Source organism: Halobacteriovorax sp. (assembly GCF_048381875.1).
GTDB classification, from domain to species: domain Bacteria; phylum Bdellovibrionota; class Bacteriovoracia; order Bacteriovoracales; family Bacteriovoracaceae; genus Halobacteriovorax_A; species Halobacteriovorax_A vibrionivorans.
In genome coordinates, this window is sequence record NZ_JBLXBP010000001.1 from 104,349 (window position 1) to 119,150 (window position 14,802).

Here is a 14,802-nt window from a genome sequence, read left to right on the forward strand (position 1 = left end):
GGCCATTGTTTAAATCACTATAGAATACTTTTAAGGAACATTAAGTAATGAAAGGATACTTAGCAGAGCTTGATAAATATAAACAGGAAGAAGTATTAGAGTTAGCTTGCGCAGGGGAAGCTAGTCTTTACCTGTATGTGAGAAAAGCTGAACTTTGCTTCATTGAGTTTGAGAAAGAGTACCATTCTGAGATGTTAAATCACACAGATGTATACAAAAAGCTCGGTTGGTGTGTGATAGACCCTACTCCTATAAGAGACTCATTTCTTTCTCATGATAATCATATTGTCGTTAAAGTTCTAAGTAGTGATGAAGTAAAGGTAGATGATCATGACTACTGGCTAGTAGAAGATGAAGTAAATAAGTATGAATTGGTTAGGTACGAACTTCATAAAAGCCATAAAGAAATTATTAACGACAATACATTATCTGAAAAAGATTTTATCGCCTTCCTTAAGCTTAACAGTCTTGGTAGATGTAGACTCTACGACGTACTTGTTGAGTTTTACGATAAAGAAATCTTCTCTCAGACTAACAAAATTCACCAAAGTGAAGTCTCATCACTTAATGGTAAGCCACTATCGTCCTTAAAATCGGAAAAGAGAGAAAAGTATCCTCGATTAGTAGATCTTTTAGTTAATGACAATCAAGGGAATTACTATTTAGACCTTTCAAAAATTAAAATCTAATCCTCAAATTAATCATTCTTCATGAAATATACATGAAATAAACATTAGAATCATGTCATGTTCTCTAAGTTATTCTTGTTTCATCTACTTAAACAGGAGGAACTTATGAGTAATGAAGATTTATTAACAACTACAGAAGCCGCTAAATTTCTAGCAACAAAAGAATCACATTTAAAAAAGCTTATCTTTGAAAAAAAGATCAATGTCGTTAAAGTTGGTCGTTTAAATAGGTTTAGAAAAACTGATTTAGTTGATTTTGTTAACTCTAACTTAATGGAGGCACAAAATGGACAAGCTTAATGATAATGAGATTTTTAAGTGTCTTTTTGATGTGACATTAGATGAGGACCTAATAGAACTAGAGGGAGATAATACTTATGAATTTGACCCTAAAGAACTTATTGAGAAGAAGTTTCAAAACAAATGGGGGCTTACAAAGTCAAAGGGCAAAACATATTTGACAATGATTCTTAATGAAAATGATTTAATTGTTAATGCTCATGTAGTGATAAGGCGTAATGATGGCCAAAACTTAGTTCAGCTTAACAATGAAAGTGCTCTTTCTTATCTCAGGGACTTCTTCGAAAGAGGACTTAACTTAGATGAGGTTGAAGAATGATTTCTGAAATTATCGCCAAAACTAATGCAAAGAAAACAAGGAGTGGCTATATCGGTCACTGTCCTGCCCATGAAGATAATAACCCGTCGCTATCCATAAAAGAGGAGAATAAGAATGTTCTTCTTTATTGTCATAGTGGATGTGAATATCAAGACATTAAAAATGCTCTCGGACTAGATAGAGAATCTAGTTCTGAGAGTTTTGAGTGTGTAGATTCCAATATAGATGTTTCAGCTTTAATTAAAAATAAGCCAGATGATCTAAGTAGTATTAAGAAATACTTTCTATCTCGTAATATATATTTAGATAAAAATGAAAGTATATATAAATATGAAAATAATAAATTAACATTTTATATTCCCTTATTAGATATCAAGACAAGAGAACAAGTAGGAATACAGATAACTTACTTAGACAGTGATCTTAAAAAGATAAAGTCTATTAAAAAAGGTGTAGCAAAAAAATCAGTTTTTATAACTCAAGGTAATCAATCTAAGGAAAGACTTATACTAACAGAAGGATTAGAGAATGCATTAACCCTTTCTAATAAGTTAAGTCATAGGGTCTATGCTACTTTAACAGCTTCTAATTTACTACTAGATATACCTAGTACAGATGAATATCTAGAAGTTCATATTTATGTTGATAAGGATAGGTCATTTACTGGAGAGCTTTATGCAAGTAAAGCTATAGAACATTATAATAATTTAGGTTATGAAGTAGTATTACATTATCCAGAACTAGATATCCCAGAGAACAGTAAGTCCATTGACTATAACGATCTATCACAAATGGATATTGACTACAGTAATGATAATATTGAGAAATATTTTACTAATATAAAAAACTCACTAACAAAACCCACAAAACTCCCAGATGTTCTACCATTCAGTGATGATATGCTTCCAAAGTCATTACATGAGTATGTTAAAGATGTAAGCGAAAGACTTTGTATTAAGCCTGATATGGTTGCAATTCCTCTAGTTGCTTCGTTTGGAGCAGTAATTGGTCGTAAAATTAGTATTCAACCTAAACAGAATGATTCGTCATGGAGAATCGTTCCAAATCTGTGGGCCGTGTCTGTTAATTCATCAGGTAGTAAGAAATCAGCATCATTAAAATCAGGTATCAGATTCCTAGAGGGCTGTGAGAAATCTAAACTTAATGCAGGTAGAGCAGATCACTTCATAAATGATACTCAAATCAAACTCTTTAGATCTAAATTGAAACAATTAGAAAAAGAACTATCAGAAGAATGTGACGATCAAGTATTTAAAGAAATTACTTCTATAAAAAAGAAAATAGCTGATCTTGAAAAACCACCTAAGCGATATATCGTTAATGAAGCATCACTTGAGAAGCTCTTGAAGCTTCTTGAGTATAATCCAAACGGATTAACTATTGTCAGAGACGAGTTATATGGTTTCTTAGCTCAGTTTCATAAGAAAGGATACGAAGGTGCCAGAGAGTTCTACTTAGAAGCTTACAATGGGAATGGTAGCTTTAGAAAGGATACTCTGTCTCGTGGTACTGATACCGTTAATAATTTATGTCTTTCGATTATTTCAGCAACTCAACCAGATATTATCCGCAAGATCGTAAGAGAGACAGAATCACATAATGATGGCCTATTACAAAGATTTCAGCTTATGACTTTTCCTGATCCAATAGAAAATGAGCAATTCATTGATAGACCAGAGAATCAAAAAGCTTATTTTGATGTGTCTACGATATTTGAAGAGATTGATTATATTGAAGATGAATCAAATAAGACTTTGAAGTTTTCTGATAAGGCACAAAAAAGATATGCTTTATGGTTCTTAGAACTTAAAGGAAAGAATGAGTCCGATATTTTATTAGCTTCAACTCTTCTTAAGTATGATGCTCTAATACCTAAGCTCGCTTTAATTTTTCAATTAGTTAAAGACTTTCGTTCAAGTGAAGTCGATTTAGAAAGTTTAGAGATGGCGATTGTTTGGGGTGAATACCTCGAATCTCATGCTAGACGATTATATAGTCTGAATAAGTCTTATGAGAAAGATGGAACAATGCAAACGATTATCGAAAAGATTATGTCAGGTGATATTTATGATCGCATGAGATTAAGAGATCTATACCAGAAGAATTGGAAAGGCATTAAGAAAGGAAAAAGTCTTGATATGGTATTAGATGAACTTTCAAGAAAGCATATTCTAAATATTCAGGATATAAAAAATCCTAAAGGTGGGCCTAAGTCTAAGATTATTAGAGTTAATCCTTTAGTGAAAATATATTTCTAAAAATTCAAAAAAAATTCCCCTGACTTATGTAGTAAGCATATCCCCATATTTCCTTTATGGGGGGGGAGTATTTTACTTAAAAAGGTAACGAGATGACGAATATATGTAAGGAAATTAAACTAAAAAAGGCCTTGATTAATTACTATATAAAACGATATACAATTATTAATAGTAATACAGGTTCTTTTACATTCACATATAGAATAAAGTTAGATGAGAATAGGCTCTATAGATTTCTTCAACAAGGAGAAAACTATGGAAACTAGAAAAACGAAAAGCGGTTACAAGTACCGTGAGATGATACGAGTTAATGGGAAGGCCATTAAAAGCCCTTTCTTTCTTCGTAAAACTGATGCTAAAGCATGGAAGAGACAAAAAGAATTAGATAAGTCATCAGCTATGGCCAATGGCAACTCTAATAGTCTTGTTAATGCAAATATGACCTTTAATGAGTACACAGATATTTATATGAAATCTCATGTAATGCCTCAACTCTCTAAGAGGACTTACATCAGTTATGAAAGTATCTTAAGAGTTCATTTATTACCGACCTTTGGTAAGTCAAAATTATCTCAAATTCAAAAGGGTCATGTCTTAAAGTTCATAGGAACATTAAAAGAGCGTGGTCATAATGGTAAGGGCATAAATGTGATTATCATGCTTCTTAGAAGTATTATCAATCATGCTATAGAAAATGAATACATGATGGCTAATCCACTAAAAGGGATAAAGGCACAAAAGGAAGATTTAAAGACTGATAACTATTGGACTAAAGCTGAGATTCAACAATTTCTATCCTCTAGTATCAATAGCACTCATTATCCTTTGTACTTCTTAGCACTACATACTGGGCTTCGTTTATCTGAGCTTTGTGGGCTTAAGTGGGATAGAGTTGATTTTGCACTATCACAAATTACAGTCACTAGAACTAGGGATAAGACAGGACTTAAAGAAACAACCAAAACAAAGATCAAGCGTATTTTACCGATGACTAAAGAAGTTAGCTCATTACTTATGAGAATTTACGAATATAGATCTTCTGAATTTGTCTTAATTCGTCCAGATGGAAGACCAATCGACTATGGCCATGTGTATAGAAAATTGAAGATAGACCAAGCTAAGGCCAAAATTGAGCGTCTAATATCGTTTCACGACCTTAGGCATACTTTCGCTACTCAATTCATGATGAATGGTGGAAGTGTCTTTGAACTTCAAAAGCTTTTAGGTCATACGAATATTGATATGACGATGCGTTATGCTCATTTCTCACCAGATCATTTACAGTCATCAATAAAGCACATGAATATGGGTGTTAATCCTATTTTGAATGGCGATGAACCCTATATGAACCCCAAAAGTGATAAGACAAAAGTTCACATGATTTCGAGTCCGAAATTGGTTGTAAGCTCTTAATTTAATTGGGTTTTATTATATGTATGTTATTTGTTTTGAAAATGGTGCCTAGAACTGGACTTGAACCAGCAAGCCTTGCGGCACACGGCCCTCAACCGTGCGTGTTTACCAATTTCACCACCTAGGCACATTGAAATCACTTGATTTGCCAAGATATATTAATCATTTATGAATTAGATGGCAATGGTAAATTTATATAGTCTCTTGTCGTGTGCGTCGTGTCGAGATACGTTATGCAAATGATAAAGTATATTCTCCTCATTATCTTATCGTTCAGTACCGCTGCCTCTGAGTATACAAGGCCAAGCGATTATGCAGAGTTTACTGTTGTGATTGACGCATCTATTGATGATGTATGGGCATATAATTCAAAAAATGAGAATGCAAGAAAGTGGTCAACCTACTTTTATAAGATAGTCAGTTGCCCAATTAGTGAATGCCCTTGGAATGCCAATCTTAAACAAAGTGATATCGGTTTTACTAGGAGATGTTTTAGACGTGCAGATGAAAAAGGGACTTTCTGGGACGAAACAACGACCAAAATAGAAAAGAATAAGGATCTGTATTATAAGCAAATCAGGGCCTATAACTTCAACGAATTCATGGATATTTTCAACTATAACGAGAAGGGAGAGTTTCTTGTGGAGCAAATCTATAAGAAGCTTGGCGAAAATAAAACTTCTCTGACATTTCGATCTGGCTATATAGAACGCGATGAATTAGAGAAAGAAACATCAAGTTTCAATTACTTTATGTGGAAGCAGATATTTCGTTTTATTACAAAAAGAAGTGTGACAAATACTTTTAAGTGGAATCTTCAAAATATAAAGGCCCATATTGAACAAGGAAGCAATTACAAACAAGTCCATCCATATAGCGATGATGATTCAGACTTCTATTAAACTTCCACTTGATAAAACTTAAGTAGCTTGTCGTAAACTGCTGGATGATCAGTTTGTAGCTTGTTTGGAGATTCAAAAAATAGCTCAGAATAGTAGGAGAAGTTTCCTTGCAATTCCTTTAAGGCCATCTTTCCAAAGTCGATTTCGAATTGTTTCTCGTTTTGAGAAAGCCATTCTTGAAAGCTCCACATTGAATTTATCTCTTTAATATTTGGATAGTAATTAGTTTTTCTTTTAAAGATTGGTAGGCATGCATAATATGAAGTTTTTAAACATTCATTTTCACTTAGCTCTGTTGACCATTTTTTTTCACTATAGAAAATAAGAATAGAGTCTAGGAGTCTTTCTTGTTCCTGTTGTGATAATTGAGAAAATAGCTTCGTTTCATCCCTTAAGAATTCTTTCCAGGCAGGTTTTTTTTCAGATAACTTCTTTAATGCCAAATTACGAGCAAGTTTTTGTGAATAATGCTTGTAGAAGAAATAACCAAATAATAGAGCAAAGAAAATAATAAATGGAATAAAAATCATAAATGGAGTTTAACTTATAATTAATAAAAAGGCGACCAAAGGCCGCCTTTACCAATTAGATAACTTTGAATACTTCATCAAAACTAAATCGAACCTTTTCAAGGTCTTTGTACTTATCTTCATCAGAGCGGTAACCAAGTGCCACTGTACCTAGAGTTTTGTACTTAGTTCCTTCTAGACCTAAAATTTTATCATATTCTTCAGGTACGATTCCTTCAATTGCACAAGTATCAATGCCTTGTATCGCAGCTGTCATAAGTAGTTGTCCCATTGCGATATAAGTCTGTCTCTGTGCCCATTCTGAAATAGTTTTTGATCGTGGCCCGTCAATAAGTGCCGCTTTCATTACATCGTAGTAACCTTGTAGTCCTTCGCGCTCAACTTTTCTTTGATCAGCAATTGATTGAACAAATTTTTCAATATACTCTTCATTAAGTTCTGTCATATATGCAAGTACTACATAATGAGAAGCATCTGTAACTTGAGCTTGTCCCCAAGAATATTCTCTTAGTTTCTCACGTGTCTCTTTGTCATTAACAAGTATGAACTTCCATGGTTGTAGACCGAACGAGCTCGCAGCGAGTCTCAAGGATTCATTTAATACGTGTAAATCTTCGTCTGATATCTTCTTGTCTTTATCAAAGACCTTTGTAGCGTATCGCCAATTAAGTGCTTTTAAAATTTCTTCATTATTCATGTGTGCTCCATAGGTTATATACTTTATCTGCTTCAGCTTTTAGCTTTTGTATTTCATTAATATCTATTTCTTTTGAACAAAGAAGCTTTTGAGGTATTGATTTTGCCTTTTTCTTTAACTTCTTTCCCTGTGTCGTCGTTGTTATGTAGACAATTCTCTCGTCTTCCTCACATCTTTTCTTCTCAACAAGTTTCTTTTCAATAAGTCTCTTTACAAGAGGGGAGAGTGTTCCGGTATCAAGTGATAACTTATCTCCCAGCCCAGACATATTAACTCTTTCATCTTCCCATAGAACAAGCATGACAAGATATTGAGGATAAGTAAGGTTTATCTCTTCAAGATAAGGCCTGTACTGACTTGTTATCAATTTACTTAATCGATATAGGCTAAAGCAAACTTGGTTTTCAATGTAGAGGATTTCATCACTCATTATTTAAAACTCTTTTTTATATCGTTTTCAATGCTCTCAGGTTTATCAATAGGAGCATATCTTTTAACTGGATTGCCTTCGCTGTCGATAAGAAATTTTGTGAAATTCCATTTGATCTTCTTGCTACCTAGAAGGCCTGGAAGTTCTGATTTTAAATATTGGAATAGTGGATGAGTATTTTCACCATTGACTTCAACTTTTTCAAAAAGTGGAAATGATGTTTTAAAAGTTAAATCACAAAAAGACTGAATGTCTTCTGAATTACCAGGTTCTTGCTTTCCAAATTGATTACAAGGAAATGCTAAGACTTCTAATTTGTCTTTATATTTATCATAGATCTTTTGAAGACCTTCATATTGAGGAGTAAAACCACACTTACTTGCAGTGTTTACAATAAGTAAACTCTTTCCTTTAAATTCACTTAAAGAGCGCTCATTCCCTTTGATATCGATTGCTTTGTAATCATAAATACTCATAATGGTCTCCTTAGTTTTATCCTAAGGAGACACTATCATGTATTTAAGTTGTGCGCAATCTAATTTTGCACTACTTATATTTTCTATCATATAAGTACTCTTTATCGTGATACTCCATATTTTTTTCTATCTTCTGTTCTTTTTCATCATATGAAGCAGGGGTACGCTTTGAGTCTTCCTGAGGCATGCTTTTTTGGTCTGCATAATCCTTTTCTTTAGACATATTCTTATTTTCTTCAGAATATGTGACATCTTCTACTGCACCACTATCTTGACTTACAACAGCACCTTGAACACGACTAACGCCAGCTATGATCAGAAGAATAATAATTGCACCAATACCAGCATAGATAATGGCCTTAGGGTTGAATGTATTTTTCTGTTTAATGCTCATAGTCTCCAGTTCCTAGTTTTTGTTACTAAAAAATTATTTATATATTAAGTAATGCTTCTCCGTTAAACTCACTTCTTTTCCACTTATACTTGCAGGATCGCGATCACTTGTTTTCTTTTTGTCTACTTTTGATTTTTGTGATTTCGATTGTTTATCTTTCATTTCTTTCTTTTCTTGTTCACCTTGTGCACCATATGCAGGGTTTGAAGTAAGTATAAAGATAAAAGTTGCAGCTAAAATTCGTTTCATATTTATCACCTCTGTTGAATCTGTTTAGGTTAATTATTGCGGTGTAATAACAGATTATTATGAAATTTCTGTTGAAATAAATTCATACTGTTTTAGTCGGAAAATGTGAGCTGAAGTATCTTTAAATATCAGGCGTTTATTTATATACTTAGCTGGCTTTACTATTATGAACTTAATAAGATTTAACTATGAATGAAACAATACGTGACTTTCTAACAACAAAGAGACTTGCATCTATGCAAGCTTTCTTTGATGCTGGAATAAAGCGATTTTCAAAAATTACTCTCGAAGAATTACGTCGCGCTATGGCCATTGTAGAAAAAGAGAACACTCAATATGTAGAAGACGAGTTTTCTTTTGATGATCGACGCATACTTGTATGGACAAAAGATAAGAGTAAAATCGGACAAGAGTGTATTTTACACTTTCATTCTGGAGGATATGTAACAGGTGATGAGCTAACTGGCGCCCAATTTTGTCAGGCCCTCTATAATGAATCTGGAAGAACAATCTTGTGTCCTGATTATCCTCTTTGTCCAGAAGTGACGATTCCAGAGATTGTGGATTGGTCCTTGAAGCTGCTTTTAGACTTAAAAAAACGCGGAGTTAAAAGGTTTATCTTAACTGGAACTTCTGCCGGAGCAAATCTTGTCACACTTTGTGCTCTTGAAAATGCAAAACGTAGCGATCAATTAGATATTAAAGAGATTCATCTTATTACCGGTCATTATCAAAGTGATTTTGACTCGGACTCTGCAAATCGCTATGAAAGTGGGGAGGAGTCAGGCCTATCCAAATCAATGCTTTTAAAGTTACTTGATTATGCAATTTCTGATCGCGATATTCATCTTCAAGATCCTGATATTTTCCCACTCTACTCAGATGATTTATTTCTACTTCCAAGGACAAATATCTATGTCGCAAAGTATGATGTTCTCTATGAAGATAGTATTATGTTTTATGAGAAACTTATGCGTGAAGGTGTACAAGTAAGCTTTAAGGAATTTTCATCAGGTTTCCATGCTTGGACAAATTACGTGTTAGAATGTGATGAACTACTCAATTACGCAAAAAATAATATATTCAACGAAATATTAAAGGATAATAAATGATTAATAGGTCTATATCTTCTACTTTCTTTTTAAGTGCTCTTTTATTGCTTTCTAGTTGTATGAATAGCTCATCAAGTAAAGGGCCAAAAAATCTTATTTTAATGATAGGTGATGGAATGGGGCCAGGTCAGATCTCATTATTAAATTACTACTTAAAACATAATTCAAATCCGAAGATGAAGAATGTTCGTTATGCCTTTGCAAATATGAACTCTAATCAAATAGGAGTTTCTGCAACTCAGCCGTATGGGAGCATTGTTGTAGACTCTGCTTGTTCTGCTACACAATTAGCAACTGGTACACCTTCAAGGTCTGAAATGATTGGATTGGATAAAGAAGGAGAGATTGCAAAAACTATTTTAGAAAAGGCACAAAAGAAAGGACTCAAAACTGGACTTGTCTCAGATACAAGACTTACTCATGCGACACCGGCCTCTTTTGCTGCTCATGTTGCAAATCGATGGTCTGAAGATAGAATTGCTCAAAGTATGATTGAAGTTGCACCTGATCTTATGTTTTCTGGTGGGGCCAACCGCTTTGTACCTAAGGGAACGAAGAGTGCAATAGAAGGTCACTTCACACTTAAGTCTAAACGAAAGGATGATCGCAACCTATTACAAGAGGCAAAAGATAAAGGCTTTCAAGTAATTCATAAAAGAAGTGAGCTTACTAATATCGATCCATCTAAGAAAGTCTTAGGTCTTTTCACGAATCACAATATGCCAGAAGCTTTATGGTTTCGTGATAAAAAAGAAGATGAATCCCGTGAGATTCCAACTCTTCTTGAGATGTCAAAGAGTGCTGTTGAAACTCTTTCTAAAAATGATGATGGCTTCTTTCTTATGATTGAAGGTGGCCAAATTGATTGGGCCGGTCACCAAAATGATGCTGGAAGTATGCTCCATGAGATGCTTTCATTTAATGAAACAGTTAATTGGATCAGTGATTGGGTTAGTAAGAACCCTGATACACTTTTAGTTATTACAGCGGATCATGAAACAGGTGGATTTGGATTTGGTTATAATATTGGAAAAATAGAAGATGAGATTGAATTATCTGGTTCAGTTTTTAAAGACCGTAAGTTTAAAACATCTATCAACTATGGCCCATATCGAGTCTTAGATCTTTTATATTCTCAAAAGACAAATTTAATTAAGCTTTGGGATGACTTCTTAGATTTAGAAAAGTCACAGCAAACTTCTTCAACGCTATGTGATCTTATTGAAGAGACTACTACAGTTCGTTTAAGTCTTAGTAAGTGTAGCGAAATCTTAGCTAAGGCCATTGAAGAAAAACGCAGGAGAAAGAATTTAAAATTATACAAAGGTGAGGTGCCTAAGTTTAGAGGATATCATGATCATTATTATTATGATCTTAAAAATATCAGAACATCACTAATTGCTAAGGCCATCGCAAGTGAGCAGAATGTTGTTTGGGCAACAAGTGGGCATACTGCTGCACCAGTACATGTTTATACAAAAGGAGATGTTGATTGGGCCAAAGAGTTTTCTGGCCAGTTAACTCATCCTCAGATTGGTGATCGTTTACAAAAAGTATTAGGGCTATAAAGTAATGTATGCGCCAGTAAAACCGCTCGATTTTAAAGAAGAGCTATTTCCTTTAAGAAAAGGTAAGTATGAAGTCTCTCCTGGCCTATCTCCACTTGATAGCGATGTCTTTTTAAAAGACCAGAACTTTAATGACTATATTGAGCAAAAAAGTATTTGTTTTAAAGAGAATAAAGATAAGTATCTCTGCATAGATGAAGAGTTTTTAAGTAAGGAAAGCGTTTATCAAGACTTTTTAAATCAATGCGCAAGTAAAGACTATTCTTCTATTGCGCAGATGACACTAAATACACAAGAAGACTTCGCTCTTATGAAAGGTGAGAAGGCCATTGCTATTTCTCTATGTTTTCCAAATCACTGGGACCCTAGAGAGAAGATCTCTCAAGACTTCAATCATATCCACATACCTGTTGCAGACTTTGGCCAAATTGCTAAGAATGCAACAAGGCTTTCTCGCTCTCTAATCGAGAGAGGGCCATTTAAGAGGTTTGCATGGGGACTCTCAACTGATACGAGACTAAACCATCATCCTGAAGCTCCTAAGGGTATTTCTGATGAGTTATGGTATGGCCGAAGCTTTAAAAATGACGGCAATCACAAGCTCTATATGAGAATTGAGCGTCAGCATATGGTGGGCCTTCCTGAAGAAGATGTCTGCCTTTTTACAATTCGAACATACTTTCTTGATGTTGCGCAGATTCCTGCGAGAGAACTTAAACTCTTAAAAGAGGCCATTTTCTCAATGACTGACGATACTCTCACATACAAGGGAATTAAGAAGAATCTTGATGATGTCATTTCTTATATTGATGAATTGATAGGTTAGGGCCGCCTCAAATAATTGCACCAGTCTTTATTTAGTCGACACATAAGACACTGATTTTTGGATATTTTTATACTGCTGTTATGATTGCTGTTTAAAGTTAATCATATATTCATTAAGGCAGTTCTTATGAGTTCAAATTGTATCCTCGATATCAGAAACCTTGCTTATACTTATCCCAGTGGTGAAGTTATTTTCAAAAATCTAAATCTTCAAATCAATAAAGGAGAATTTGTTATTCTTCTTGGAAAGAACGGATCAGGCAAGAGTACTCTTGTTAACTTACTTCTTGGTCTTCGCCATCCTCTTGAGGGACAAGTTAATGTATTGGGAATGAATCCAGTATCTAATCAAACAGATATCTTAAAAAGTATGTTCTTTAATTCCCATGATCTCAGCTTCGATGAAAACTCCAGAGTTGGCTTTATTTTAGATAATTTTTCTATCTTGTATCCTAGATATAATAAGGAAAAAGAAGAGCTATTGCTTAAAAGATTCAATTTAGAAAGAGACAAATACGTCTCCCAATTATCAACTGGGATGAAGGTTCGGATTCAATTTATCGCAGCTATATGTTCTGAAGTACCTTTTATATTAATGGATGAGGTTACAGCTGTTCTAGATCGTGATGCAAGAAAATTACTTGGTGAAACTTTAAGAGATGAATGTGACTCAGGAAAGACAGTCTTTATGGCAACAAATATTCCTGAAGATACTTCTTTAAATGGTAACCGTGTTGTGACAATTGAAAACTTAGAGGTCTATGAAAATGAAGTCGCGTAATATCGTAAAAGAACTAATTTTTTCATCAATAAGAGAGAACACTAAGCTCTTTATTACCCAACTTCTATGGGCCGGAGTTTTGGGGATATTTATGGCCATTGTGGATCATATTTATAGTATAAGAGTCTTACCTCTTTATTTTATGTTTCTGTTTGTTTCAACTCTTTTAATTTCAAAGAATTCGGCGAATATTATTAGGTTTGGTTTTGCTACCAAGAGAAATGCAACTCATTACTTATATAATAATATTCTTCCGCTAACTTATTTTCAAAAATTTACTATTTCAGTTATTCAAAATGGTTTTTGCTTCTTCTTTCCGATCATTTCAATGATCTATGGGGTTCACTTACTAGGACCTGTGTTTATTGATTTTTCAGGCTACTTTGAACGAGATGTCTTTACTGTATTTTGTGCGTTTCAATTGTTTGTCCTGTTTGGACATGTCGGTATTATGAGAATACATGACCGTCTTACAGGAATAGATATAGGCAATATGGAAACTATTAAAGTTTTAATTCTAAATCTCGCCTTAGGTTTTGTTTTTATTCTTGTAATTTTATTCGACTTTGTACTAATTAACCAAATGACGCCTGATGTTTTTGACAACATCTCTACTTTTTATATCTTTACTTCCATTGTTTTAATTTATGATATTGTTTTAATTAATAATATTATAAAAAATGCACCAACCGCAAATGAACATAAAGGCTTTCGTTTTAAACAGCCTACATTCATGAAACAAGTAAAGTTACATGCACAAGTGTTTTCATTCTTGTTTGTATTGAATATTCTGTTTGGAGCCTATGTTCTATCGCAAGTTGAAACTAATCGTAAGGCATACCAATTAGCAAGCTTTTTAGGTTTTATTGAGCCAACGCATGCAATTGATCTTTTAAATGATAAGCCTGAAGAATTTGTCGCTTATTACAAAGCTGGTATGCCTAAGGATAAGAAGTATAAGTGGCTTACAGAAGAAGTGGTGTTAAGGGCCCTTATTGTTAATGATTCACTTGATGTTATTAAGAAAATTGTACCTGTTAATGTTGAGTCATATGATCCTTATTTCTGTCAGCTATTTTCTCAAAAGGTTTGTAAAGGTGGATTTTTCTTAGATTATGTCTTAAGTAAGAATTCCGATAAGATAAGTCGTTATTTATTAAGTAATAATTCTTATAACTTAGCTAGTAGTGACTTTTCTAAAATGATGAAGAATGCTGCACACAATTGTCATGGGCGATCGATCGCTGCATTAATAGACTCAGGTGTTAGTGTTAAAATCGGTAAAATTGGAAAGAAGGAAGCAGATATATATGATGTCCTATCTCGTAAAAGGAGTTATAGATGCCGAATGGCCATGCGTGACCTTTTAAAACAGCACTTGAAGAATTAAGTCTTCTATCATTTAATAGTTTTATGGCAAGAATTAAATTAAGTGTCCCAAAGAGGGAACCAGACTATAAGACACAAATTGAATTAACCGTTAATTTCATTAATTATGGAAACCATATGGGCAATGACGCTGTGGCAACTCTCTGCCATGAAGGCCGTCTTCGCTTTTTAAAGTCAATTGGACATACTGAATTAGACTGTTTTGGAAAGTCCCTTATTCAAGCGGATGCTGCCTATATGTATCGCGGTGAAGCTTTCTATGGAGAAGTTCTCGATGTTGAAATGTATGTAGAAGATATAAATGATTATGGTTATGATCTTCTATATAAATTTAGCTGTGGTGAGAGGACGATTGCCTTTGCTAAGAATGGTATTGTCTTCTTTGACTACGAAGCTCGTAAGATCAGTAAGGCCCCGCAAGAGTTTTTAAATTATTTTAAGAAATAAAA

General features: G+C 33.9%; 18 protein-coding genes and 1 tRNA gene. 12 read left to right on the forward strand and 7 right to left on the reverse strand.

Annotated elements, in window-relative coordinates; genetic code table 11:
* The first annotated feature begins 47 nt into the window (after positions 1 to 47).
* The 5 genes from ACN5L8_RS00475 to ACN5L8_RS00495 all read left to right on the forward strand — a co-directional run bounded on the left by ACN5L8_RS00475 (position 48) and on the right by ACN5L8_RS00495 (position 5,000).
* A complete protein-coding gene (locus ACN5L8_RS00475; RefSeq protein ID WP_419171982.1) occupies positions 48 to 689 on the forward strand; it encodes a hypothetical protein in 642 nt (213 codons plus the stop codon).
* A gap of 105 nt (positions 690 to 794) precedes the next feature.
* The gene (locus ACN5L8_RS00480; RefSeq protein ID WP_419171983.1) at positions 795 to 989 is read left to right on the forward strand and encodes a helix-turn-helix domain-containing protein; all 195 of its coding nucleotides are present in this window, start codon (positions 795 to 797) and stop codon (positions 987 to 989) included.
* A complete protein-coding gene (locus ACN5L8_RS00485) occupies positions 976 to 1,308 on the forward strand; it encodes a hypothetical protein (RefSeq protein ID WP_419171984.1) in 333 nt (110 codons plus the stop codon). Before ACN5L8_RS00480 ends, ACN5L8_RS00485 begins: the two co-directional genes overlap by 14 nt.
* A complete protein-coding gene (locus tag ACN5L8_RS00490) occupies positions 1,305 to 3,587 on the forward strand; it encodes a DUF3987 domain-containing protein (protein WP_419171985.1) in 2,283 nt (760 codons plus the stop codon). The genes ACN5L8_RS00485 and ACN5L8_RS00490 overlap by 4 nt, the downstream gene beginning before the upstream one ends.
* Positions 3,588 to 3,842: 255 nt before the next feature.
* Positions 3,843 to 5,000 (forward strand): tyrosine-type recombinase/integrase, encoded by a 1,158-nt coding sequence (locus tag ACN5L8_RS00495; protein ID WP_419171986.1) that lies wholly within the window; start codon positions 3,843 to 3,845, stop codon positions 4,998 to 5,000.
* A 42-nt stretch (positions 5,001 to 5,042) separates the two neighbouring features.
* On the opposite strand, the gene ACN5L8_RS00500 is transcribed toward ACN5L8_RS00495, so the two are convergent.
* Positions 5,043 to 5,127, reverse strand: a tRNA-Leu gene (locus ACN5L8_RS00500).
* 112 nt (positions 5,128 to 5,239) lie between these two features.
* On the opposite strand from ACN5L8_RS00500, the gene ACN5L8_RS00505 reads away from it, so the two are divergent.
* Positions 5,240 to 5,902 carry a hypothetical protein gene (locus ACN5L8_RS00505; RefSeq protein ID WP_419171987.1) on the forward strand — a complete coding sequence of 221 codons (663 nt, stop codon included), beginning with the start codon at positions 5,240 to 5,242 and terminating at the stop codon, positions 5,900 to 5,902.
* On the opposite strand, the gene ACN5L8_RS00510 is transcribed toward ACN5L8_RS00505, so the two are convergent.
* The 6 genes from ACN5L8_RS00510 to ACN5L8_RS00535 form a co-directional block, all read right to left on the reverse strand.
* The gene (locus tag ACN5L8_RS00510) at positions 5,899 to 6,432 is read right to left on the reverse strand and encodes a zinc-dependent peptidase (RefSeq protein WP_419171988.1); all 534 of its coding nucleotides are present in this window, start codon (positions 6,430 to 6,432) and stop codon (positions 5,899 to 5,901) included. The genes ACN5L8_RS00505 and ACN5L8_RS00510 overlap by 4 nt on opposite strands.
* Before the next feature lie 55 nt (positions 6,433 to 6,487).
* On the reverse strand, positions 6,488 to 7,129 hold the full coding sequence (locus ACN5L8_RS00515; RefSeq protein WP_115363802.1) for an NAD(P)H-dependent oxidoreductase: 642 nt from the start codon (positions 7,127 to 7,129) through the stop codon (positions 6,488 to 6,490).
* Complete coding sequence (locus ACN5L8_RS00520; RefSeq protein WP_419171989.1) at positions 7,122 to 7,559, reverse strand: MarR family winged helix-turn-helix transcriptional regulator; 438 nt, start codon at positions 7,557 to 7,559, stop codon at positions 7,122 to 7,124. The genes ACN5L8_RS00515 and ACN5L8_RS00520 overlap by 8 nt, the downstream gene beginning before the upstream one ends.
* On the reverse strand, positions 7,559 to 8,035 hold the full coding sequence (locus tag ACN5L8_RS00525; RefSeq protein WP_115363798.1) for a glutathione peroxidase: 477 nt from the start codon (positions 8,033 to 8,035) through the stop codon (positions 7,559 to 7,561). The genes ACN5L8_RS00520 and ACN5L8_RS00525 overlap by 1 nt, the downstream gene beginning before the upstream one ends.
* Positions 8,036 to 8,105: 70 nt before the next feature.
* Positions 8,106 to 8,429, reverse strand: a complete 324-nt coding sequence (locus ACN5L8_RS00530) for a hypothetical protein (protein ID WP_419171990.1) — start codon at positions 8,427 to 8,429, stop codon at positions 8,106 to 8,108.
* Between the two features lie 33 nt (positions 8,430 to 8,462).
* Positions 8,463 to 8,678: a hypothetical protein gene (locus ACN5L8_RS00535; protein WP_419171991.1), complete on the reverse strand. Its 216-nt coding sequence runs from the start codon at positions 8,676 to 8,678 to the stop codon at positions 8,463 to 8,465.
* 188 nt (positions 8,679 to 8,866) lie between these two features.
* Here ACN5L8_RS00535 and ACN5L8_RS00540 point away from each other — a divergent pair, with 188 nt between their 5' ends.
* From ACN5L8_RS00540 to ACN5L8_RS00565, 6 genes are all read left to right on the forward strand, one after another.
* Positions 8,867 to 9,790, forward strand: a complete 924-nt coding sequence (locus ACN5L8_RS00540; RefSeq protein WP_419171992.1) for an alpha/beta hydrolase fold domain-containing protein — start codon at positions 8,867 to 8,869, stop codon at positions 9,788 to 9,790.
* Positions 9,787 to 11,358 carry an alkaline phosphatase gene (locus tag ACN5L8_RS00545; protein ID WP_419171993.1) on the forward strand — a complete coding sequence of 524 codons (1,572 nt, stop codon included), beginning with the start codon at positions 9,787 to 9,789 and terminating at the stop codon, positions 11,356 to 11,358. The genes ACN5L8_RS00540 and ACN5L8_RS00545 overlap by 4 nt, the downstream gene beginning before the upstream one ends.
* Before the next feature lie 4 nt (positions 11,359 to 11,362).
* Complete coding sequence (locus ACN5L8_RS00550) at positions 11,363 to 12,184, forward strand: heme-dependent oxidative N-demethylase subunit alpha family protein (protein WP_419171994.1); 822 nt, start codon at positions 11,363 to 11,365, stop codon at positions 12,182 to 12,184.
* Positions 12,185 to 12,310: 126 nt separating this feature from the next.
* Positions 12,311 to 12,964: an ATP-binding cassette domain-containing protein gene (locus ACN5L8_RS00555; protein ID WP_419171995.1), complete on the forward strand. Its 654-nt coding sequence runs from the start codon at positions 12,311 to 12,313 to the stop codon at positions 12,962 to 12,964.
* Positions 12,945 to 14,354 (forward strand): hypothetical protein, encoded by a 1,410-nt coding sequence (locus ACN5L8_RS00560; RefSeq protein ID WP_419171996.1) that lies wholly within the window; start codon positions 12,945 to 12,947, stop codon positions 14,352 to 14,354. Before ACN5L8_RS00555 ends, ACN5L8_RS00560 begins: the two co-directional genes overlap by 20 nt.
* Positions 14,355 to 14,377: 23 nt before the next feature.
* Positions 14,378 to 14,800 (forward strand): thioesterase family protein, encoded by a 423-nt coding sequence (locus ACN5L8_RS00565; protein ID WP_419171997.1) that lies wholly within the window; start codon positions 14,378 to 14,380, stop codon positions 14,798 to 14,800.
* The last annotated feature ends 2 nt before the right edge of the window (positions 14,801 to 14,802 follow it).

Excerpts from the sequence above, each read along its gene's own strand:
- ACN5L8_RS00475 (WP_419171982.1), top strand. The coding sequence starts at position 48 with ATGAAAGGATACTTAGCAGAGCTTGATAAATATAAACAGGAAGAAGTA.
- ACN5L8_RS00480 (WP_419171983.1), top strand. The coding sequence starts at position 795 with ATGAGTAATGAAGATTTATTAACAACTACAGAAGCCGCTAAATTTCTA.
- ACN5L8_RS00485 (WP_419171984.1), top strand. The coding sequence starts at position 976 with ATGGACAAGCTTAATGATAATGAGATTTTTAAGTGTCTTTTTGATGTG.
- ACN5L8_RS00490 (WP_419171985.1), top strand. The coding sequence starts at position 1,305 with ATGATTTCTGAAATTATCGCCAAAACTAATGCAAAGAAAACAAGGAGT.
- ACN5L8_RS00495 (WP_419171986.1), top strand. The coding sequence starts at position 3,843 with ATGGAAACTAGAAAAACGAAAAGCGGTTACAAGTACCGTGAGATGATA.
- ACN5L8_RS00505 (WP_419171987.1), top strand. The coding sequence starts at position 5,240 with ATGATAAAGTATATTCTCCTCATTATCTTATCGTTCAGTACCGCTGCC.
- ACN5L8_RS00510 (WP_419171988.1), bottom strand. The coding sequence starts at position 6,432 with ATGATTTTTATTCCATTTATTATTTTCTTTGCTCTATTATTTGGTTAT.
- ACN5L8_RS00515 (WP_115363802.1), bottom strand. The coding sequence starts at position 7,129 with ATGAATAATGAAGAAATTTTAAAAGCACTTAATTGGCGATACGCTACA.
- ACN5L8_RS00520 (WP_419171989.1), bottom strand. The coding sequence starts at position 7,559 with ATGAGTGATGAAATCCTCTACATTGAAAACCAAGTTTGCTTTAGCCTA.
- ACN5L8_RS00525 (WP_115363798.1), bottom strand. The coding sequence starts at position 8,035 with ATGAGTATTTATGATTACAAAGCAATCGATATCAAAGGGAATGAGCGC.
- ACN5L8_RS00530 (WP_419171990.1), bottom strand. The coding sequence starts at position 8,429 with ATGAGCATTAAACAGAAAAATACATTCAACCCTAAGGCCATTATCTAT.
- ACN5L8_RS00535 (WP_419171991.1), bottom strand. The coding sequence starts at position 8,678 with ATGAAACGAATTTTAGCTGCAACTTTTATCTTTATACTTACTTCAAAC.
- ACN5L8_RS00540 (WP_419171992.1), top strand. The coding sequence starts at position 8,867 with ATGAATGAAACAATACGTGACTTTCTAACAACAAAGAGACTTGCATCT.
- ACN5L8_RS00545 (WP_419171993.1), top strand. The coding sequence starts at position 9,787 with ATGATTAATAGGTCTATATCTTCTACTTTCTTTTTAAGTGCTCTTTTA.
- ACN5L8_RS00550 (WP_419171994.1), top strand. The coding sequence starts at position 11,363 with ATGTATGCGCCAGTAAAACCGCTCGATTTTAAAGAAGAGCTATTTCCT.
- ACN5L8_RS00555 (WP_419171995.1), top strand. The coding sequence starts at position 12,311 with ATGAGTTCAAATTGTATCCTCGATATCAGAAACCTTGCTTATACTTAT.
- ACN5L8_RS00560 (WP_419171996.1), top strand. The coding sequence starts at position 12,945 with ATGAAAATGAAGTCGCGTAATATCGTAAAAGAACTAATTTTTTCATCA.
- ACN5L8_RS00565 (WP_419171997.1), top strand. The coding sequence starts at position 14,378 with ATGGCAAGAATTAAATTAAGTGTCCCAAAGAGGGAACCAGACTATAAG.